At 47.1% G+C, this 20,409-nt stretch carries 19 protein-coding genes; all 19 read right to left on the reverse strand.

Annotated features, from left to right (window positions below):
- Positions 1-21: 21 nt before the first annotated feature.
- The 19 genes from C2I18_RS08920 to C2I18_RS09005 all read right to left on the reverse strand — a co-directional run bounded on the left by C2I18_RS08920 (position 22) and on the right by C2I18_RS09005 (position 20,404).
- On the reverse strand, positions 22-861 hold the full coding sequence (locus C2I18_RS08920; protein ID WP_249900879.1) for a TnsA endonuclease N-terminal domain-containing protein: 840 nt from the start codon (positions 859-861) through the stop codon (positions 22-24).
- A gap of 292 nt (positions 862-1,153) precedes the next feature.
- Positions 1,154-2,190 (reverse strand): IS630 family transposase gene (locus tag C2I18_RS08925; RefSeq protein ID WP_249900880.1). Its coding sequence is split into 2 segments (ribosomal slippage): positions 1,154-1,690 and positions 1,693-2,190, totalling 1,035 coding nucleotides; the frame shifts between segments, so codons are not numbered across the junction.
- Between the two features lie 225 nt (positions 2,191-2,415).
- Positions 2,416-3,087: a dual OB domain-containing protein gene (locus C2I18_RS08930; RefSeq protein WP_249900881.1), complete on the reverse strand. Its 672-nt coding sequence runs from the start codon at positions 3,085-3,087 to the stop codon at positions 2,416-2,418.
- 22 nt (positions 3,088-3,109) lie between these two features.
- Positions 3,110-3,550, reverse strand: a complete 441-nt coding sequence (locus tag C2I18_RS08935; protein WP_249900882.1) for a DUF488 domain-containing protein — start codon at positions 3,548-3,550, stop codon at positions 3,110-3,112.
- Positions 3,551-3,561: 11 nt separating this feature from the next.
- Positions 3,562-4,005, reverse strand: coding sequence for a DUF488 family protein, N3 subclade (locus C2I18_RS08940; RefSeq protein WP_249900883.1), 444 nt, complete (start codon positions 4,003-4,005; stop codon positions 3,562-3,564).
- Between the two features lie 65 nt (positions 4,006-4,070).
- Complete coding sequence (locus C2I18_RS08945) at positions 4,071-4,655, reverse strand: AbrB/MazE/SpoVT family DNA-binding domain-containing protein (protein ID WP_249900884.1); 585 nt, start codon at positions 4,653-4,655, stop codon at positions 4,071-4,073.
- Positions 4,656-5,780: 1,125 nt separating this feature from the next.
- A complete protein-coding gene (glmS, locus tag C2I18_RS08950) occupies positions 5,781-7,613 on the reverse strand; it encodes a glutamine--fructose-6-phosphate transaminase (isomerizing) (RefSeq protein WP_249900885.1) in 1,833 nt (610 codons plus the stop codon).
- A 656-nt stretch (positions 7,614-8,269) separates the two neighbouring features.
- Positions 8,270-9,610: a phosphoglucosamine mutase gene (gene glmM / locus C2I18_RS08955; RefSeq protein WP_249900886.1), complete on the reverse strand. Its 1,341-nt coding sequence runs from the start codon at positions 9,608-9,610 to the stop codon at positions 8,270-8,272.
- Positions 9,611-9,723: 113 nt separating this feature from the next.
- Positions 9,724-11,196, reverse strand: coding sequence for a CdaR family protein (locus C2I18_RS08960; protein ID WP_249900887.1), 1,473 nt, complete (start codon positions 11,194-11,196; stop codon positions 9,724-9,726).
- Positions 11,189-12,019, reverse strand: coding sequence for a diadenylate cyclase CdaA (cdaA, locus tag C2I18_RS08965; RefSeq protein ID WP_249900888.1), 831 nt, complete (start codon positions 12,017-12,019; stop codon positions 11,189-11,191). The genes C2I18_RS08960 and cdaA overlap by 8 nt, the downstream gene beginning before the upstream one ends.
- A gap of 202 nt (positions 12,020-12,221) precedes the next feature.
- Positions 12,222-12,836, reverse strand: coding sequence for a zf-HC2 domain-containing protein (locus C2I18_RS08970; RefSeq protein WP_249900889.1), 615 nt, complete (start codon positions 12,834-12,836; stop codon positions 12,222-12,224).
- A gap of 126 nt (positions 12,837-12,962) precedes the next feature.
- Complete coding sequence (gene sigW, locus C2I18_RS08975) at positions 12,963-13,529, reverse strand: RNA polymerase sigma factor SigW (protein WP_249900890.1); 567 nt, start codon at positions 13,527-13,529, stop codon at positions 12,963-12,965.
- 620 nt (positions 13,530-14,149) lie between these two features.
- Positions 14,150-16,942 carry a phosphoenolpyruvate carboxylase gene (gene ppc / locus C2I18_RS08980; protein WP_249900891.1) on the reverse strand — a complete coding sequence of 931 codons (2,793 nt, stop codon included), beginning with the start codon at positions 16,940-16,942 and terminating at the stop codon, positions 14,150-14,152.
- A gap of 852 nt (positions 16,943-17,794) precedes the next feature.
- Complete coding sequence (locus C2I18_RS08985) at positions 17,795-18,079, reverse strand: holin (RefSeq protein ID WP_249900892.1); 285 nt, start codon at positions 18,077-18,079, stop codon at positions 17,795-17,797.
- A gap of 24 nt (positions 18,080-18,103) precedes the next feature.
- The gene (locus tag C2I18_RS08990; protein ID WP_249900893.1) at positions 18,104-18,799 is read right to left on the reverse strand and encodes a M15 family metallopeptidase; all 696 of its coding nucleotides are present in this window, start codon (positions 18,797-18,799) and stop codon (positions 18,104-18,106) included.
- On the reverse strand, positions 18,771-19,163 hold the full coding sequence (locus C2I18_RS08995) for a hypothetical protein (RefSeq protein ID WP_249900894.1): 393 nt from the start codon (positions 19,161-19,163) through the stop codon (positions 18,771-18,773). The genes C2I18_RS08990 and C2I18_RS08995 overlap by 29 nt, the downstream gene beginning before the upstream one ends.
- Before the next feature lie 185 nt (positions 19,164-19,348).
- Entirely contained in the window at positions 19,349-19,648 is a 300-nt protein-coding gene (locus tag C2I18_RS09000; RefSeq protein ID WP_249900895.1) for a hypothetical protein, read from the reverse strand.
- A gap of 78 nt (positions 19,649-19,726) precedes the next feature.
- Positions 19,727-19,858, reverse strand: a complete 132-nt coding sequence (locus tag C2I18_RS29620; RefSeq protein ID WP_275100971.1) for a hypothetical protein — start codon at positions 19,856-19,858, stop codon at positions 19,727-19,729.
- A gap of 51 nt (positions 19,859-19,909) precedes the next feature.
- Positions 19,910-20,404: an XkdW family protein gene (locus C2I18_RS09005; protein WP_249900896.1), complete on the reverse strand. Its 495-nt coding sequence runs from the start codon at positions 20,402-20,404 to the stop codon at positions 19,910-19,912.
- Between the last annotated feature and the right edge of the window lie 5 nt (positions 20,405-20,409).

Below are 20,409 nucleotides of genomic sequence, written 5' to 3' on the forward strand. Positions count from 1 at the left end.
CCCATCCCCTCCCTCAAAAATTTAAGCTAAAATAATATTTACAAAAGGCTTCTCTATTGGTGAAACTTCTAATGGTTCCATTTCCCGAATGATTTTACTATTCATCTCGCACTTCCATCTTTTATTAGCCAACATATACTGCAAAACAAACATGCACGTACCTGGCTGTAAACCAATATCTCGATCAGTCATCAGGCATAGTTTTCCAACCGCTGTTTGGCATGAATCCTTCAGTAAGACTTGAATCAAAACTTCAGAGGCTAGCAATAGCAGCTCCTCATCCATCCCCGGACGTGTATCAAGGTATCTGGCCTCACTCATCCATTCAACATTAGCAACCAATGTAGTAGGAATTCTATTTTCAGTGATTATGCACCAATCTATTCCCAGTTCTTCAAAAAATCTTCTTTCAATTTCGAATAGCTCTAAAGTTCTCGTATCCAGTTTATGTAAGGGTTTAATTGTTCTGACTGCAGGGGTAGGCCCATTAGTGGTTTGTATAGTGAGCATAAAGTCAGTAGTCATTACGACAGGAGAACCATCAACATGGGCATGTTGGATACCTAATTGGTTAGATATCTCTATAGTTCTCTCCAGTGGAAGAAGGGGAAATTGCTCTCTTATATCAATAACACTATCTAGCCATTCACAGTAGTAGAGATATTTTCTTTCATGTTCCGATAGGGTATGGTGAATTCTTTTGGACTTCCACCCCCTATGCCTTGTTATCCATCCTTCAGATGCTACCTTATTATCATGTGCTTGAATAAAAGGTTGATACTGATCTCCAGTTCCTTGACCCCTACCTTTTTTAATGTAGTTTTCTTGAAGTTTAACTATGCGTGAAGCTCTGCGTGACATATATTACCCCCCCCAGTATTTGATACCATATTCAAACAACTAATGGCCTCGCCCTTAAAAAGGACGAAGCCGTTACCTTCAAGTTGTTTATGTTTATTCTGAGGTGCTATTACTAATCATTAACCTATTTATTTCATTTCAAACTATTTTCTATGGTTTGGTAATTATTTCACAAAGTTAGCGTGATGGGCGGTGTATACAAGGCTCGAAAAGAGTTTTGGAGGGTACTATAGCACACCAACACAGCCACCAGTCTAAAACTTTATTTTTCTATATAGACTGAACTTTTGAATTACATTCGTATACAAAGCCGATCAATGACCTCCATCGGGTTATCATTGACGCGTTTCATGAAAGCAGCGACGTTGATACGAATGTGGTAGAACTTCTTGTAAAATACGTTGTGGACCACGTCGCTTTTTAGCCATTTCCATAGCCCTTCAACCAAGTTGAGCTCTGGTGAGTACTTGGGAAGGAAAACAAACTGCAGCCGTGTATGCTTTTTCAGGTAGGCTTGCACCTGTTCAGCATGGTGAATCCGGCTGTTGTCCAGAATCATTACAATCTTACCTTTCGGATAAGACTTCCGGACGGCATCAAGAAACTGGATGAGTGCCGGGGTGTCGTATCGCTCGCCATCTCGGTAAAGGACATGCCCCGTCTCGTAGTTCAGGACACCAAACAATTTTGCGCCTTCATGCCGACCATACGTCGGCACCTTTCGCTGCTGACCTACCGGAAACCAGGTGTATTGCAGCGACTGATATGCCCGAATCATACACTCGTCTTCAAACAGCAAATGGTCGATTTCATGGTTAATCAGCTTTTTTTTAGTGCAGGAAAGGTTTCTGACCTGAACGTTTCCTGCTCCGCAGGATCGGCCAGTTCCATGGTATAGGTTGCCTTGGTATGGCTAAAACCGAGCCGGTGCAGCAAGACTGACATTCCTTTTTCCGTGTAGGTTTCACCGAATTCCCGCTCGACAAAGAGCATGGCCAGCTTAAGCGTCCAGGTATACTTGGCTTCGATGCCGACGTCGACGGGACGCTTGGTTGCCACGGTATCCGCCAGAGTCTGCTCCTGCTGGTCGGTAAGTCGGCGTGGTTTGCCTGGTGAATGGCCCAGCGTAAGACCTTCGATTCCATCACGCTCATAGCTATGAATGTATCCGGCAGTCGTTTTCTCTGTGCGCTTGATCATCTTGGAAATGTCCTTGATCGTTTGACCTTCAAGACGGTGTAGAACCGCCAAGTAACGCTCAAACATCCGTTTGTCAGAAGTTTCACGAAGAGCCGCTTCAAGCTTCTGTTTTTCATCGATGCTTGTCATGAAATCACGTCCTAAATGGTTGTTACTTTCTATTACCCCATCTAGGAGTGGACGATTTTTCTATATGAAATTCTTTAATTCAGTCTATATAGTCTAACACTTTATTTTCTTCGGACATCAAAAACGATACTAAAGCTTACTGGGCCCTTCACAAAAAGGAAGACTCCCGCCAGCATAATGCCAGTGGGAGTCGGAATCTGGTTTGGAATAATTGAAATCGATTGCTTAGTCAGGATAAGATGATAGCATACTCACTGCTGGTTCAGTATGTAATCCAATAACTTGCGGGTGTTCAATCCCGTTGAATATTGTCGCCAAACCAATACAGAGATAGATATGGTTGTATCTCGCTGGATACGGCGCTCTTTGAAGGACCAGAGCTTCCCACTTACAGTCTTTAACAACGATATCACCATTATTGGTGTGAGGATTTCTTAGATTTAGGCCACGTGCTCTAAATGTCATTTTGGGCTTAGGTTTTTTATCCTCAAACCTTGTGATTTGAGCATCAAACAAATCGACTTTTACTAGACATGTACTTCTTCGATTTGCTGAAAACACATCTGAAAGAGCAGCTTGTCCTTCACAATGTTGCTCCAAAAACGCCATCAGTTCAGCATTACTCATATCCCTTACATAATTATGGCTGCTTAATTCAAAATCTTCCGTATGATTCGGATGTTGAAAATGTTTGGGGGCGTGCCCTTGAACATCCCAAATCTCACCCACGTTTACGAAGGCACCACTTTGATACGTCAGTTCTTGACGTGTCCAAAAACGACCTGAGGATTGTTTAGATATTGGCCGAATCCATTGTCCTTGATAATTCATTCCTGCAATACAAAATAATGATCCATCACTAGAAGCCTTAGTTACCGCCAAAATCACAATTTCCATTTAGATCTCCCCCATGTGATATCTATATCAAATGAAAAACATTGATATCCCGGTTATACTCTTTTAAATACTCGACTAATAACCGACGATGGCAATGATGTGGTTTATCTTCGCTGCAGAGAAAACAAGGCTTACCATCCCCTAATAGTTCTTCTACGTTCTGTTCGATCTTTCGTTTCTTTAAAAGCCCAATATATTTTTGTTCATAATCTTCCCAAGTTATCTTTTTTTTCTTGAAATCATCAAGCATCATTTTGTCTGGTGCTAAATTTAGTTTGTGGCTATACTTAATGCCTACTAAATCCATCACATAGGATAAATCGTCCTTCTTAGCAAATCCTGAGAGCTGTGAGGTATTATTAAGACGAGTATCAATAAGATGTTTAACATTCTGTTTCTGTAATAAATCCACAAAACCTTTTAACGATTTTTTAGCAAAACCAATTGTACATACCTCTGACATGATAATCCTCCCTAAAATAGATTCAGTTGATCCACCAGTATTGGATTCAGCTCTTCTGCCTTTACACCAAACTGTTCAAAGAATTGAGCTACTAAACGTCTATGACAGTATCGATGATCTTTACAGAAACAAACCAAAACCACATCATGTCCCATGATAAGCAATTTATACACTTCACGCAGTGATTTTACACGATCATCCCATTTTAATTCTGCTAAGAATCGTTTTTCATATTTAGGCCACCAAACCTCATATTCCTCTTTATCTTTCCATTCGTTCAAATACGTAAGAAAAAGATCCTGCGATGGCGATAAATCCCGAATTCTCGTAGCATTAGGTACATCATAGCCGGCTCTAGTGATTAAGAGAATATCTGCCTTAAAATCAACCTTATTAAGACCCGCAGGATTACATGTAAAAAGCCTTCCAGGGGGATTCAAATATTTATCATTCAAGATCTACACCGCCTTTCAGATAACAAATCGGTATTGTTATCTAAATTAAAAATTAGATTGATACTTTAGGAAGTAGCCGAAGAAGTCTCTACAAGCTGCTTTAAGTAATTTTCAACAACATCTCGGTATCCCATTGGAGTATTGTTTTCAAAATCAACTGAAACATCATAAGAAGTTGTTTCTCCACCAAAGTCAATCTTAGCTATAGACATTCCATACTTCGTTGCATGCCTTGTCGCTTCTGCAAACTCAATTAATGGTCCTAGAGGGCTTTTTCTTGTTTTCCCTTCGCCTTCACATATTGGACATGTCAGACCATAAATTAACCCTGCTCCGGCACATGGCGCACATTGGATTTTAGGTCCAGCCAGCGCGACCACGATAAATGGATCTTGGATAAAAAATGAAACCTCCCCTTTTTCAGTTAGTCCCCATGCCTCTTTCAGAGGGGCGGGCAACTTGAATTGCCCATTCTTTGTCACTTTACGAATAAAGGACATGCTGTTATCAAGTGGATTATAAATTTTAATTTGATATTTTCCGCCTGTTTCAACTGCAATGATTCCCCCGTCAGTTGGCAGGTTTAAATAATTTCGCACTTGTTTTGGAATTGTGATAAGACCAGCACTTGAAATTGAACCATACAACATCTCATCACCTCATTAATATATTTCTCGGATTAGTCTGGATTAATCCGGATTAATCCGGATTAATTTATTATAAATCCAATTCTTAGTTATGTACAATTATTATTCGCATAATGTGGATTTCGATTTGTCCTTCAAAGCTAGATGAACTCATCGTCATCGATGGCTTCAGATCTGTTAAGTTATGGTAGATAAAAAAGCTCTTGATTCCTCAAGGGCTTTTATCTATAACGATACGGCCATATGATTTCACGCATACGTTTGCTGTGTCGTTTATAAGGTTCTCCTTTTCGCCAGTCACAGCGCCGTCCCAACCGCCTTTCTTTGATGTTCTGTGAGTATATACATTGAGGTCATCTGCCATCTCGGTCTCACCAGTTTCCCTAAGCCCCAATCGCTTCTTCGTGTGGGACTTCCGGCTTTTCATCCTCGCTTTTTCCATCGATCAGCGCTAATAAATCGAAGGATTTTTCCTCACAGTGCAAAACTATATTTTTGCGAATTTCTCATAACAATACCCTCTATCAGAAGCACCTTAAAGGCTACAAAGATCGGGAGGCGATTTGTGCTCTCACTCTTATAGTCGCTCAATTCTCGAATCATTTGTTCGGTCCCTGAAAACACCTGAGAAGTCTCCACAAACCCGTTAAGAATAATAAGCCTGTACGCTTTCATCATTAACGAGAAGAGCAAATTCGTGAAATTAAATTTGAATACCGGGTGCTCCCGTCTGTTTCTTTGCGAACATTACTACCAATAAAATTTCATGTGGATCTCTCTTCTACAGGCACAGATATATCCTTTCTATTCGTTTGGAGTTCAGCGGATGAAACGCTGCTGCTTTGGGATCGCTACCATCCTGCCCTTTAGCTTATTAAACATCGGCAGTCTGATATCTTCATTTCTCCTCACAGTAAAGCTTAATTTTATTTTCTGCTCCTATTTTCCTCTTTGAAGGCATAAAAAAGCCGCTCAAAAACATGAGCGACTTAGCAAGCTAAAATGATTATAAACAGTAATTACAATCTATATTGTTAAAATACAAACATTATTGTTAAGTTACTCACATTAATGTCTAATAACCAACTTTAATGTCATTCAACACAGGGACAAATGATTATTATCCCCCTATTCCACCGTAACACTCTTCGCCAAATTCCGTGGTTTATCCACATCATGGCCCAGGGCCAGGGAAGCGTAGTAAGCCAGCAGTTGGGTAACGACTACGGACAACGCGGAAGTCAGCAGCGGCAGGGTCTTAGGAATAACGAACGCCTGGTCGACGGACTTCAGCAGGTCGGTAACATGCTCCTCGTGAGTGATCGCCAGCACGTCTGCGCCGCGGGCTTTCACTTCTTTGATGTTGCTGACGGTCTTCTCCAGAACGGCTTCCTGGGTAGCCAGGGCGATAACTGGAACGCCATCTTCGATCAGCGCCAGTGTACCGTGCTTCAGTTCACCCGCAGCATAAGCTTCGGAGTGAATGTAGGAGATCTCTTTCAGCTTCAGCGAGCCTTCTTGGGCTACTGCGTAATCAACGCCGCGGCCAATGAAGAACAGGTGCTTGTGGCTGGAGATTTGCTCAGCGTAAGTCTTGATCGCATCCTTCTGAGCCAGGATTTCTTCCACTTGCTCCGGCAGGGAGTTCATCGCTGCAAGAATCTCAGCAACCTGCTCTTCGCTTTGCGTTCCGCGTACTTCAGCCAGATACAGGCCAAGCAGCGTGAAAGCAATGATCTGCGAAGTGTAAGCTTTGGTAGATGCTACGGCGATTTCCGGTCCAGCCAGGGTAACCAGTACGTCATTTGCTTCACGGGCGATGGAGCTGCCCACTACGTTAGTGATTGCCAGTACATGCGCACCGTTTGCTTGACCTTCACGCAGTGCAGCCAGTGTATCTGCAGTTTCACCGGATTGGCTGACTACGATCACCAGAGTTTCAGGTGTTACGATCGGCGAACGGTAACGGTATTCCGATGCGATATCATTCTCTACAGGAATACGAACCAGCGATTCAATCAGGTTGCGTCCGACAAGGCCCGCATTATAAGCAGTACCGCAAGCAACGATCTGGATGTTGCGGATGTTCTTGATTTGTTCTTCAGTCAAATTAAGTTCCGGCAAAATCACTTTGTTGCCTTCGGCATTGATCCGTCCGCGCATAGTATCACGGTAAGCCTTAGGCTGCTCATGGATTTCTTTCAGCATGAAGTGCTCATAACCGCCTTTTTCTGCGGTAACAGCATCCCAATCGACAGTAATCATTTCCCGAGAAATAAAGTTGCCTTCAATCGTCATCAGTTCGACAGCATCCCGTGTCAATACAGCCATTTCGCCGTCGTTCAGAATATATACGTTGCGGGTGTATTCCAGCAGGGCCGGAATATCAGACCCGATAAAGTTCTCGCCTTCGCCAAGGCCGATAATCAGCGGGCTGGCTTGACGCACAGCTACCAGTTTATCCGGCTCATGTTCAGTCAGAACGCCCAGTGCAAACGCTCCGCGCATGTGGGTGATCGCTTTTTGTACAGCTTTAACGATATCCCCTTCATATTCACGGGCAATCAGGTGGGAAATAACCTCTGTATCCGTTTCGGAGGTGAAGTGGCATCCGCCGGCAATCAGCTCTTCTTTAAGCTCCAGGTAGTTTTCGACAATCCCGTTATGCACAACCGAGAACTTTTGGCTGTCATCGGTGTGAGGGTGGGAGTTCTCATCGGACGGCTTACCGTGAGTGGCCCAGCGGGTATGCCCGATTCCGGCACTTCCTGTCAGCGGAGTGGCGTCAAGTCTCGACTCCAGGTTCGCCATGCGGCCCTGTGCCTTAACAACTTGCAGTCCTTCCGACGTAAATACAGCAATACCTGCCGAATCGTAACCGCGGTACTCCAGCTTCTTCAATCCCTCTACCAGGATGCCCTGCGAATTCTGATTACCAATATATCCTACAATACCACACATAATAATTTCCTCCGTCCATTTTATCGTAATGTGGGCGGCCTCAAGGAAAGAAACGTGCCGTGCGGCAAGTTGTAGAGAAAAAGCAAATATTCTGTTGTCTTGTAACGTTCCACAAAATTCAACAAAATAAACCTGTCATCTGCATAGTCCATTCATGACACGCACAGTCTTCTCCTCTGCCGCAGCAGAAACCATTGTTTCTCCCGTTTAGCGCATACCCATGAATTTGTACTATCCCATTTGCACCCACAGTCGCGTTGTGTGACAGGTCGCCCTGTCATTTTCCGCTTCCGTTTACGGCTCTGGTGCATCACCGGGAGGTCCCCGCCGAACATTTCGAACACCTCCACCTCGTCAGCTTACATCTGCCGTGATCCGTTCAAGCCCGGCCATAGTTGGCTTATTACAGGCTCTCCCTTCTCCCCCGCGCAAATCAAGCTCTGGCGCTTGTTATTACAGTAACCTCACAATCCCCGCTTTCCTTCTGGAATGACACTTAATCATTATATGCACCTTGCATCACTTTGGCAATGAAATATAACATGAACATTTCCCCATTATTTTCAGAAAATACTCTGCCAGGCCATTCCAGCTGATGAACGAACGGCTATCACTCTCCATCCACCAGCTGTTATGGGATTATATTATATTAGGTATTACACCAATTCCCGCTTTACTACATCAACAATTTGCCCGACAAAAAGATCCAGCTCGTCCTTATCCGGACCTTCTGCCATTACACGGATGAGAGGCTCGGTTCCCGATGGACGTACCAGCACACGGCCGTTATCGCCCAGCTTGCCTTCCACCTCTTGAATTGCAGCTTCAATCGCCGGATTATTCGGATAGTTGGTCTTATCCTGCACGCGCACATTTACCAGCACCTGCGGGTATTTGGTCATCATCGACTTCAATTCACTCAGCTTTTTGCCGGATGCTTTCATTGTATCAACCAGCTGAATGGCGGTCAGAATGCCGTCACCGGTTGTATTGTAATCCAGGAAAATCACATGTCCGGACTGCTCACCGCCCAGGTTATAGCCGCCCCGGCGCATTTCTTCCATAACATAACGGTCACCGACAGCGGTCTTGGCCGTCTTCAGCGATAATTTCTCGGTCGCTTTGTAGAAGCCGATATTACTCATTACAGTGGAGACGATCGTCCCCTCATTGAGCTTACCTGCACGGTTCATAGCATCTCCGCAGATACAGAGAATGAAGTCACCGTCCACTTCGTCACCGTTATTATCGATAGCAATCAGGCGGTCTGCATCCCCGTCAAAAGCAAGTCCCAAGTCCGCCCCGTGGCGCAGCACTTCCTCGCGCAATTTCTCCGGATGCGTGGACCCGAAGCCGTCATTAATATTCAGCCCGTCAGGCTCTGCTCCAATAGCAATAACCTCTGCCCCCAGCTCTCTGAAGAGGCGTGGAGCCAGCTCATAAGCTGCGCCGTGAGCGCAGTCCAGCACAATTTTGATTCCCTGGAAGTTCTGGGAGATCGTTGTCTTCAGGTATTCCAGATATGAGTATTTCGCGTCATTGTCTACAGTAAGTGTTCCTAATCCGGAACCTGCCGGCCGCGGCAGTTCATCCTTCTCCGCATCCATCAGTTCTTCAATCCGCAATTCCGTTTCATCGGTCAGCTTAAACCCGTCTCCGCCAAAAAACTTGATGCCATTGTCCTGAACCGGATTATGCGAAGCAGAGATCATGACTCCCGCATCCGCCTTCAGCAATCTAGTAATGTAAGCCACAGCCGGTGTGCTGACTACGCCGATACGGATGACGTCAGCTCCAATGGACAGCAGGCCTGCTACAAGAGCCGATTCCAGCAAAGGACCGGAAATACGGGTGTCCATTCCGATAACCACTTTAGGCTTTTCTACATTTCCTGCAAGTACATAACCTCCGCAGCGGCCGATGCTATAGGCCATTTCTGCAGTCAATTCCTGGTTCGCGACTCCGCGAACACCATCAGTTCCGAAATACTTACCCATCTCTATTTCTCCTTTAAGTACGCTGCTTCAGCTTAATGAATTATTCTATGAAGAACATCCTTGTTACGTGTACCGTAAGTACATGTTAAGTAGACGCCTGACGGTATAAAAAGTTACGTTCCGCCTGTATTCCCGGCATTGTTGGCATTACTTGTGCCGTTATTTGACGGTGTGCTGTTACTATTCTCTGCCGCGTCCTCAGTAGGTGAAGGAGTAGGAGAAGGTGTAGCTGCCGCACCTGCTTCACTGCTCGGGGTTGGTTCAGGGACAATTTCATCCCCCGAGGCAGGCTGAGTGCTGGGCTCCGGCGTTAGGGTACTCCCCGTATCCGGAGCTTCAGTGGCTTCCGGGGTTGCCGCCGGGGATTGCAGATCTATCGTAGCCATAAGAGGCTGGGCAGGGCTCACCTGAGAGATGAACCTTGGCAATGAGACCTGCAGAGCAAGCTCATGTACGCCCGCTGCAAGCCCGCCTACATCTGCTATTACACTGATGTTATCCTGGTCCAGCTGATCCAGCAGCGCCGGTGCGCCGGACACCGTCAGGGACACAGCCTGGCCTGCCGGCTGCGTAACCTGTGCAGTGAGATCACTGCCCACACCCTCCAGCTTAATCGGTATATTCTCGATGGTCCGCTCAGCAATTTCAGCAGTCGATACTGTAACATTTACCTCTGCAGGCTCTATTTTGGAGAGCCCCTCAGGCGGTGCCAGCTTTACCTTCAACTCGTCTGTACCGGCTGAACCGATGGCACTGAGGTCTATGGAAGCTTCATAGGTCGACAATGCAGCCAGCGCTTCCTGACTGCCATACACGGTAACGGTATCGGTCTCTGAAGTAATCCTGGATATGACCAGATTGCCCGGCAGCTGGCCGGTAAAGCTGATATCCAGCGGCAGGCTTTTGTTAGGAAGGGTAACCGGGAGCTCCACAGATACGGTAGAAGGCTCAATGAACGCACCTTTTATTTCATTGCCATTGCTGTCGTAGGCGTACAGCCTCAGCTTATTCTCCTGGAACGTATCGTCCTCACCATCCAGTTCAACCGTTGCTTGTACCTTCGCTACATTGGCAAGCTCGCTTGCAGCCATGGTCACTTCTGCCGTCTCAGGCTGAATAACCGGTGTACCCAGCTGATAACCCTCCGCAGGCTTCCCCTGAATATCTAAGGTTACCGGAAAAGATTTGGTAGTTCTAAGCTCCACATGCACATTCACTTCATTCGGATTGATGGATTGCAGTTCCACCCCATTAGGCAGCGAATAATGTATTGGAAGGGTATGATCCCCCGGCCCTACATCACTTAAATCCAGACTTAACGTATAGGCATCCGAGAACTTGAAGTTCAGGTCGGAATTTCTGCCCAGCACCTCTACCCTGGCGCTTTCGGCGTCGAAGGAATATACATATTTATCTTCATTCATACCGATGGTCTCGATGGCCACATTCTCAATTACTTTCGATTGCATGCGGACCGTGGTCGAGCTCGTAGGCTCAGAATCCACATGCACGATGATCCACAAAATAATACTGATCACGAGAGCGAGGATCTTGTTGAAGTTGTTGTTCTTCATCCATTTATCCATTGCTTTTGCCCCCTCTCCGTTTCCAGAAAGCAGAGCTCTTCTCCTTCAGCGAAGAGGCCGCACTCAGCTCTTGATGCAGCTTCGAAATGAGTGATTCCTCCTTAATATCCCTGACAATTTGTCCGTTGAGCGCAAGTGAGATCTGTCCTGTTTCTTCTGAAACAACGACCGATACAGAATCCGCCACTTCACTGATCCCGATGGCCGCACGGTGGCGCGTACCCAGTTCCTTGCTGATGAACGGATTCTCCGACAGCGGTAAATAACAGGCCGCAGCTGCAATTTGACCGTTCTGCATAATCAGTGCGCCGTCATGCAGCGGCGTATTGGGTATGAAAATATTGATCAGCAGCTCGGAGCTGACCGCAGATCCCATAGGAATCCCTGATTCTGTGTACTCATTTAATCCCGTCGCCCGCTCAAAGACAATTAATGCCCCTATTTTTCGTTTGGATAAATAATTCACGGCTTTAATGACTTCACCGACTAATTTGCTGATCTCCTCATCGCTTTCCGAGGTCCGTCCAAAAAACTTGCCCCGTCCAAGCTGCTCCAAGCCCCTGCGCAGTTCCGGCTGGAATATAATAATGATCGCAAAAATCCCGATGGTAAAGATCTGGTTCATGAGCCATTTCAGCGTGTACAAATCCAGCAGCGTACTGATTGCCCAGATTACAACCAGCACCAGAATCCCCTTCAACAGCTGAACCGCCCGGGTACCGCGTACCATGTTAAGCACTTTGTAGATAATATAGCTGACGATCAGAATATCGATTATATCTTTAATGGACTCTTTCCATGTAAGGTCGGTAAAATAGCTCATTGCCCAAAACCCCATTTCTTATTAGCTGGGTTTATGTAAAATCTCTGTAAGTTCTTGATCATATCTAGGTTATAACGTTCACGCGCAGGTTGCAAGTTTTCCGTCTCAGGAATGACTGATTTTTACAGTTACAGGCAACAAAAAAGCGCCATCTTTCCGGAAAAAGAGGCGCTAAGCGTTTTCTGCGTAAAGCAACCATAGATTATCGGTAGGCAACTTCAGAGAACATATTCGTCACTTTATACCAGAGCCAACTTACCGCTTGGTCTATTGTTTTGACTTGCCCGGAGATATGAGCCGTTGAAGCCATGTACATCGAGCCGTCGATCACCGTCACATTGCCGTTGACTTCCCCGTAAACCTGGGTTTTGCCGTTCTCGACCGTCAGATCACCGGTAATGGTTTTGCCGGAAGGGACGATTACCGTATCCCCTTGGATGACAACCTGCTCCAGGTCACTTCCTCTGACTACAAGCTGTCTGTCCTCATTCCAAAAGTTCACAGAGCTCATCAGCATCACGAAGATAAACAGGGAAGCTGCAGTAAGCGCAGGATGCCGTTTGATCCAGGTGATAAAAGCCTTCTCCTTCTTGGGTTGCGGCAGCGAGCCCATAATCCGGTTAACAAGATCATCCGAAGCAACAGGATTCTGGTGCATCAGGGAGAACATCAGCATATCGGTCTGTTCCAATTCCTTGAACTTTGCACGGCAACCCGGACAGGATAGAAGATGCTCCTTCAATTCCCTCTGCTGCAGATCGGGCAAGTCGTCATCCAGGTAGTCATGCATCATAGAGACGGCCAGTTTGCATTCCATAGGAGCCAATCCTTTCATGAGTGCTATTTAATTGTTGAAGCATGATAAAGAGACAGGGCGCATAAGACTTGCTTAACTTACATACGTCGGTCTCCAAAAGATGTTTCATAAAAAATAAATCTATTTTTACATTTTCGGGCCCAATTTTTTACGTAAAAACTCACGTCCGCGATGAACCCGGGTTTTGATGGTAGTTACAGGCATATCCAGCACATCACTGATCTCCTGAAGCGATAAATCCTGCAGATAACGCAGAATCATTACGGATCTGTATTTCACGGGCAGGCTGTCGATGGCCTCATAGATCAGCGTCTGTGTCTCAGAGAGCAGCAGCTCTGTCTCCGGGGTCACATTATTGCTAGGAATCATGGAATAGCCGTCAATGCCTTCCTGATCGTTCATTTCCGCATCCAGTGAATACGTCGGACGCCGTTTACGCAGCTTATCGATGCAGAGGTTCGTCCCGATCCGGTAAATCCAGGTCGAGAACTTCTGTTTGTCATCATAACGGTCCAGATTCCGGTACACACGCAAAAAAGTCTCCTGAACGATATCCTCCGCTTCATGGCGGTTGTTCAGCATCCGGTATGCCAGATGATATATTTTGTCTTTATATAGTTCCACAAGTTCGGCAAATGCCCTTTGGTCGCCCTTCAAGGCGAGCTTTGTCAATCTGCCTTCCAAATTCTCCACCTGTTAACTCCCCCAGACTTGCCGCCCTTGGTATTTCATCTCTTTGAAGACCACGGTACAAGCATATAAATCGTAATTCATGTTCCTCTAAAAATCAAGAAAAGGATTGTTACCGGTATGTAAGTTGGAAATCAGCTTCGCATTGATGGTTACGGTGATTAACCGCAGCTGCGTGAAACATTTGGACTTCCGGCCGCTGTTATTGTCAGATTCCCTGAATATAACCGCTGTCTGCGGTAGGAATACGACAATAAAGGCGGACGCTACTGCTCCTACAGTTCCAAATTTTCTCTCCGCTGCGCCATCACCGGCACTATAATGCTTATGTAATTTAGCCAACTTACATATCGGCAACAAAGGCGGAGGGGCAAAGAGCAGAAAACTGCTGTATTACGGCAGTTTTCCGGGATGAGGTGACGAACCGGCCCTTGTTACCGCCGACTCTCTATAGAAGCAGAAAAACCCCGTCCGGCCTACATAGGAGGCGGATGGGGTTTTGAAGCGGCTTTGCCGACTTCGGAAGTGCACTTAAGTATCAAAGCATCTGACTACTCAAAAACTTAATTTACTTAGGAACACCCCGTGAAGATCGGATCATTTCAGTTGGCGACCTCAAGGTATCAGCCCGTATTCCGCAGACCTGCGGCAATACCGTTGATCGTAAGCAGCACTTCGCGCAGCAGCTCGGCGTCATCACCATCGGCATCACGCAAGGCTCTAAGCTCGGACAAGAGCTGTACCTGCAGGTAGCTGAGCGGATCTACATACGGGTTGCGCAGGCGGATCGACTCCTGAATAACCGGAACGTTATCCAGAATGTCCTGCTGGCCGGTAATTTTGAGGATCAGCTCGGAAGTCAGCTTGAACTCGGCTTCGATCTGTCCGAAGATCCGCTGGCGCGATTCCTCATTTTTGCCCATGGTGGCATATTCCTTTGCGATTACAAGATCCGCTTTGGCAATGGCCATCTGCAGCGTATCAATTAAGGTAGTGAAGAAGGAGAAGTTGGCATACATATGCTGCATGATCTTCAGGTTCTCTTCATTGCCGTCATAGAAGCTCTGCAGACCTGTTCCGGCAGCGTACCAAGCAGGAAGCAGATAACGGCTCTGCGTCCAGGCAAATACCCAAGGAATCGCCCGCAGATCCTCAAACCGGTCGCTGTTCTTCCGCTTGGAAGGACGGGAACCGATGTTCAGCTCGCCCACTTCAGGCAGCGGGGTTGATTCCTTGAAATAGGTCAGGAAATCCGGATCACGGAAGATCAGATCCTGATATTTATGCAGCGAGACTTCGGAAATCCGGGCGATAATCTCATCCCACTTGGCTTCATACAGATCAGCTTGCGGCGTTCTTGCATTAATCGCTGCCGTTACAAGCGCGGATGTGGCCTGCTCCAGACTGCGGTAAGCAATCCCCTGCATCGAGTAACGGGAGGAAATTACCTCTCCCTGCTCGGTAATCTTGATTCCTCCGCCGATCGTCGATGCCGGCTGGGCCAGAATACTGCGGTTCAGCGGCATGCCGCCGCGTCCGAGTGCACCGCCGCGTCCGTGGAAGAACTTCAGCTTGATGCCGAATTCGTCAGCTGTAGCTGTAATTTCCTTCAGCGCTACGCGCAGTTCCCAGTTTGCTGTAACCACGCCGCCGTCTTTATTGCTGTCCGAATAACCGAGCATGATCTCTTGAAGATCATTCATCGCTGTTACAGCCGCACGGTAAATCGGCATTTGAAGCAGCTTGCGCATAATTTGCGGTGCGTTGTGCAGGTCATCAATCGTCTCAAAGAGCGGCACAGCCTGCAAAGTGCAGACGACGGTACCGTCGTTGTCTTTGCGGAACAGACCGACTTCTTTGGCGAACACCATAACCTCCAGGATATCGCTGGCCGCTTCTGCCATACTGATCAGGTAGCTGGTAATACAATGCTTGCCGTACTCCTCCTGAGCCGTGAAAATCGCACGGTATACCGCAAGGCATTCCTCCGTACTTTCACTGTAAGTCTGGTAAGGAGAAGTCAACGGGCGCGGATCATTCAGCAGGTTCTCCAGCAGTGCGATTTTGTCGGACTCCGTAAGACCGGCGTAATCCTGCGTGATATTCATTTTGGCCAGAATTTCCGCCATTGCATTCTCATGCTCCTGGCTGTGCTGGCGGACATCCAGCGTTGCTGTGTGGAATCCGAACAGTTCAACCTGGCGGATCAGCTTTTTGATATAAGTGTCTGCCACGTAGTCCGCATAGTGATGGCGCAGACTGCGGTCAATAATGTTCAAATCGTCTATGAATTCCTGTGGTGCCGAATAGCGCTCAGGAGTACCTTTTTTCTCATCATCCAGCACGTTCTGTGTCTTGGAGATCATATAGCTCAGCTTAATCCGGTAAGGCTCATTATCATTGCGCCAGGCATCGAAGCGGTTCAGCTTGATAATGTCCCTGTCCTGCTCAATGGACTGCAGCAGCTCCGGAGTTACCTTAACGATGCTTGTACTAAAGCTCAGATACTGCATCAGTTCACGCATAATGCGCTGATATTCCCGGATAGCCAGCTTGCGCTGCAGACGCAGCGTCTGCAGGGTTACAGCAGCAGTAACCGAAGGGTTACCGTCACGGTCCCCGCCGATCCAGGAGCCAAACCGCAGATAAGTCGGCACATGCCAGTTCTGGCCCGGATAATATTTGCTTAGACATCGCTCAAGTTCCTGGTAGACGTCCGGCAGCACATCAAAAATAGTCTCATGGAAATAATACATTCCGTTACGTACTTCATCGAGTACGGTAGGCTTGCGGTCGCGTAATTCGTCCGTCTGCCACAGGGTGATCACTTCGTTCAGCAGCTTCTCGCGGAGCTGTTCACGTTCGCGGAAGGTTAACGTCGGGTTATCCAGCCCCATGACATCATCAGCAATCCGCTTATGAATATCGAGGATCGCACGCCGCATCGCTTCCGTAGGGTGAGCCGTCATGACCAGCTCCAGAGACAGGCCGTTCATAATTTCATGAACCTCTTCATGCGAAAAATCCCGTTCACGGAGTTCCTGTATAGCGCTCTCTATCGAGCCAGGCTGTACAGTATCTCCTGCGGAACGTTCATAATCACGCTTGCGGCGGATCCGGTGGTTCTGCTCGGCAATATTCACTAATTGAAAATAAATAGCGAATGCCCGTATCACCTGGTGGCGATTTTCCGGATCCAGTGAATTAATCAGCTCTTTAAATTCATTGTGCAGTTCTGGCAAAAACAATGAGCGCAGCGATTTGCTGGTTTCACGGATCTTTTCTACGATCTCCAGCAGTTCGTTACCGCCTTGATGAACCAAGACTTCGCCCAGAATGTTCCCCAGGAACCGTACGTCCCGCCGCAGCAGATTGTTGGAGTTGCTTTTGCTAACGGTAGTCGTAAGTTCAGTCATGCTGCTCCCCCCATCCTCTTTACGGATCAATGTTTCTAACATTGTCTATTTGAAGCTTCCCTCATACCTGTACATGATAACCTATCGGATATCCCCAAGTTATTACGCTGTAAAGCGTCGCAGTAACTATGATTATACACCAAATCCGTTCTTTATACAGTCTCAAAATATTAATGAATTCCTACTTATTAGAATGGCTGGCTTTCGGGGTGTTTATGTAAGGTATTTGCTGTGGTTTGTATAGCATTATACATCGTCAGATCAGGATTACAAACGATTTTTTTTGTAAAACGGCGTAAATTTTTGTTCAGCCGCCTTGAAGATTCCATAATATAGCACGCAAAACATCCCTACAAAGTGGGTTTTTACACCGGTGTGTATTCAGGTACTTTACAGGGCCCTTTAAATGTAACCTTTCTAAAATGACAAAAAAGCCTGCTCTTTCGAGCAGGCCTTAGAGTGTTGAGAAACCCAGCTCTTTTAAATGGTCTTGGGTTTCTTTGCTGTGTTACCATGTCTGCAGACGCTGCATCCGTTACAGCCTCGTCTTCTTTCGCACGCTAACGGACACTGCGTCCGTTATTTTCCGCAAATCGCTCCGTTTCCATCGCTAACGCACCGTGGTTCCTTTATTCTGCTAAATAATGGGTAAATTAAGCCCTTTCGGATGAAATAACGGATCTAAGGTCTGTTAGGATTCCAAAACACGCGTCTAGCACAAAATAACGGATCTGGGGTCCGTTAGCATTAGCATTTCCCAGTTAATAATATGTTCTGGTGCGTGAGTTGATAGGTCGGAGCCGGCAATCGTTAACGGGTGTCGTATGATATCAAAAGTAGACCTCGAATATATTAATTACTATTCGTATAACCCTGACGGTTATTGAAAGCCAGCTCAAATAATCCGGTAGCCGATAAGCCGGCAAGTCCTCCCGACCATAACCGCAGAATCAGGTCCAGCTCCGTAAAAGGATACGACACAGCTCCAATGAGCAAGCCGATCATTAACCCTATAAAAGGAATGGTATTCCGCGGCAGTTTGATGTTATTTTTGATCAGCTGCACCAGAGCCAGGATAAAGACTGCCAGCACAGATGCAAATGCCATAACGTTATCGAGAATATCAGTATTGATCATGTAAACTCCTCCCTTTTGGCGGGATTAACGGGAGCTGGTGGTAATTTCAACCGTTTTAGCAGCCGCTATATAACCTACTTTTGCACCGAGAGCTTCTGCAATTACACGCACCGGTACATAGGTTACTCCGTTTTCTACTCTGCCGTCAGCAACTTTGACCCCGTTCACTTTTACCGCAGCAATGGTTTCACTTTTCACAGCCTCCTCCTCCTTCTCCTCCATCCGCTTATAAGCGGCAGCAATCTGCGCTTCAGAAGGTCTAAGCCCTGCACGCAGGCCTGAAATCGATATCCCAAAGCTCATTTGAAAATGCGGGTAATCCTTGAAGCTGGTGAAGTCTCCGCCCCACTCCAATCCGATTGCTTTCGCCTGCTTCACTACCTCCTGCCAATCTGCAATACCGTCATTGTTCCCGTCACGTTTCATATCCCATGATGCATGGGAACCGCCTGGCAGCAGCAGCGCAAAGTCTATGGCGAGTCCATAGTTATGGTAACTGTATCCGCCGCGGGCATTGGTGACGATAGCTCCCGGCTTCGTACGTCCCTGGGCGTACAGCGCATCCTGCTCTGCAGCTGTTCTCAGCCCTTGGGTAATGAGAATCGGGACACCGCTAACGTAACAGCGCTCGATCAGCTTCTCGGCGGCGGCGAGCACAACAGGATGCAGGCCGGCCAGACGGGATGCTGACTTATTTTTGATTTGTGTCAGGGTCAGCATGTGTGAGTTCTCCTTTTTTGATCTCGGACAGCACAATGAACAGGTCCTTGCGCTTGCTGTACATTAACCAGGTCAGGATGACCAGTCCTAGTGTTGTTCCAGTCTGGGCAGCTGCCCATGCCTGTGAATAAAGTGACGCCATAACCGTATCCGCACCGGACACCGTATAGAATCTGATCCAGAAAGCGACAGCCATTTTCACGGTGTAAGCCCCCAGAAAAAAGAACGCGGCCAGCATAAACAGACTGACTACGCGTACACGGAATCTTTTGCGGAAATAAAAAAACAGCGCCGCCATCAGCATAAGCGCACAAACAAACGATATGGAATATGCAATGAACAATGCAATATCAATGATGCCCATCCTCTACACCTCGGTCATAAATTAAAAATTCGGCAAATCCGTTGTTCCGGATCTCTTCCTGTATGTCTTCTGAGACATTCTTGTACCGGCGAATCGAGAGAGTGATCCGGCTTGATGCCTGTCTAAGCTCTCTCTCCCTACCGCGATGTAGGGGCGATAGCCGTTTGATCCAGCTGCTCAGCACGTTATCCTCCCCTGTCTTCGTCATTTCCGCTGCCTGCGGCGTGATCAATTTTCAGTCTCTGCAGTACTTCAAGCGTCGGTGCCATGAAATCGGAACGCTCTTTGTCGAGTATATTCTGCAGGCGGTCCCTGTCATCCTCAGCACGTTCCAGCAGCTCGCGCGGCACCAGGTTCCCTTTTACAATCGATCTCAGCAGCACCAGAAAAATCGCCAGCAGTACCAAAGCTACTATATAAGCAAGCCCGTACTGGTCCGCCAGCGGCAGCAGCTTTTCCAAATTCGCAATATCGTTGCTATTCATCCCCCCACTCTCCCTTCTGCCGTGATTGTAAAAAGAAAGCCCCCGGAAGGGGGCAAAATAAGGGCGCTATTGTGGATGCTATTTTTCTGTCAGGTATTCCAAGTCTTTGTCTACCAGAATAGCCTTTACGTCCGGCTGCAGTGTTGCAGGTACCTCGCTATATTTAGTCTTGCCCAAAATAACGCGCTGTGCGAAAAAAATAGCTAACATAATGTTCGCCTCCTTTCAGCTTTAATATGAGCGATCAGATGTTATCGATGATCACTGATACACTTGTGTGGCAAGTTCAGCAATCAGATCTTCGATAAAGTCCGAACGCTCAGACTGGGCGCTGATCTGCGCCTTGAGGAGTTTGTTTTCATTTTCCAGCCGGTCAGCTTTATCCGCGATTGTCTCCGGCGGTTCCGGCTCTGGCAGCTGTTGAAGCTCTTCCCATGCTGCTTCCAGCTCCTCCATTGTCGGCTGGGGAACATCCAGGTTCCATGCGGCGATATATGGACCGCGTTCTACTAGATCGTAATCCTCGCCCACGGTCAGCAGAGAGTAATCCACTCCATAATAGTAGTGAACACCCTCAACATACTCGACCGGAACCTCGGAGTTCTCGCGTTCCAGCTCTTTGATCTTGTAGCGGACGCGGCCCTTCTCTTCAGCACCAGGACGGAGGACAGGCTGCAGCCCGTCGTCCTGGACGATATAGTCATGTAGAGGATCCGCGTTCGGGTATACGTGTTGGATTGCCAGTGATATATTCATTCTTC

It is taken from the genome of Paenibacillus sp. PK3_47, from assembly GCF_023520895.1.
Taxonomy (GTDB): domain Bacteria; phylum Bacillota; class Bacilli; order Paenibacillales; family Paenibacillaceae; genus Paenibacillus_AQ.

Excerpts from the sequence above, each read along its gene's own strand:
- C2I18_RS08935 (WP_249900882.1), bottom strand. The coding sequence starts at position 3,550 with ATGTCAGAGGTATGTACAATTGGTTTTGCTAAAAAATCGTTAAAAGGT.
- C2I18_RS29620 (WP_275100971.1), bottom strand. The coding sequence starts at position 19,858 with ATGTTAGCTATTTTTTTCGCACAGCGCGTTATTTTGGGCAAGACTAAA.
- cdaA (WP_249900888.1), bottom strand. The coding sequence starts at position 12,019 with ATGAGCTATTTTACCGACCTTACATGGAAAGAGTCCATTAAAGATATA.
- C2I18_RS09000 (WP_249900895.1), bottom strand. The coding sequence starts at position 19,648 with ATGAATAGCAACGATATTGCGAATTTGGAAAAGCTGCTGCCGCTGGCG.
- C2I18_RS08920 (WP_249900879.1), bottom strand. The coding sequence starts at position 861 with ATGTCACGCAGAGCTTCACGCATAGTTAAACTTCAAGAAAACTACATT.
- C2I18_RS08985 (WP_249900892.1), bottom strand. The coding sequence starts at position 18,079 with ATGATCAATACTGATATTCTCGATAACGTTATGGCATTTGCATCTGTG.
- C2I18_RS08990 (WP_249900893.1), bottom strand. The coding sequence starts at position 18,799 with ATGCTGACCCTGACACAAATCAAAAATAAGTCAGCATCCCGTCTGGCC.
- C2I18_RS08970 (WP_249900889.1), bottom strand. The coding sequence starts at position 12,836 with ATGGAATGCAAACTGGCCGTCTCTATGATGCATGACTACCTGGATGAC.
- C2I18_RS09005 (WP_249900896.1), bottom strand. The coding sequence starts at position 20,404 with ATGAATATATCACTGGCAATCCAACACGTATACCCGAACGCGGATCCT.
- glmS (WP_249900885.1), bottom strand. The coding sequence starts at position 7,613 with ATGTGTGGTATTGTAGGATATATTGGTAATCAGAATTCGCAGGGCATC.
- C2I18_RS08995 (WP_249900894.1), bottom strand. The coding sequence starts at position 19,163 with ATGGGCATCATTGATATTGCATTGTTCATTGCATATTCCATATCGTTT.
- C2I18_RS08930 (WP_249900881.1), bottom strand. The coding sequence starts at position 3,087 with ATGGAAATTGTGATTTTGGCGGTAACTAAGGCTTCTAGTGATGGATCA.
- C2I18_RS08945 (WP_249900884.1), bottom strand. The coding sequence starts at position 4,655 with ATGTTGTATGGTTCAATTTCAAGTGCTGGTCTTATCACAATTCCAAAA.
- glmM (WP_249900886.1), bottom strand. The coding sequence starts at position 9,610 with ATGGGTAAGTATTTCGGAACTGATGGTGTTCGCGGAGTCGCGAACCAG.
- C2I18_RS08960 (WP_249900887.1), bottom strand. The coding sequence starts at position 11,196 with ATGGATAAATGGATGAAGAACAACAACTTCAACAAGATCCTCGCTCTC.
- ppc (WP_249900891.1), bottom strand. The coding sequence starts at position 16,942 with ATGACTGAACTTACGACTACCGTTAGCAAAAGCAACTCCAACAATCTG.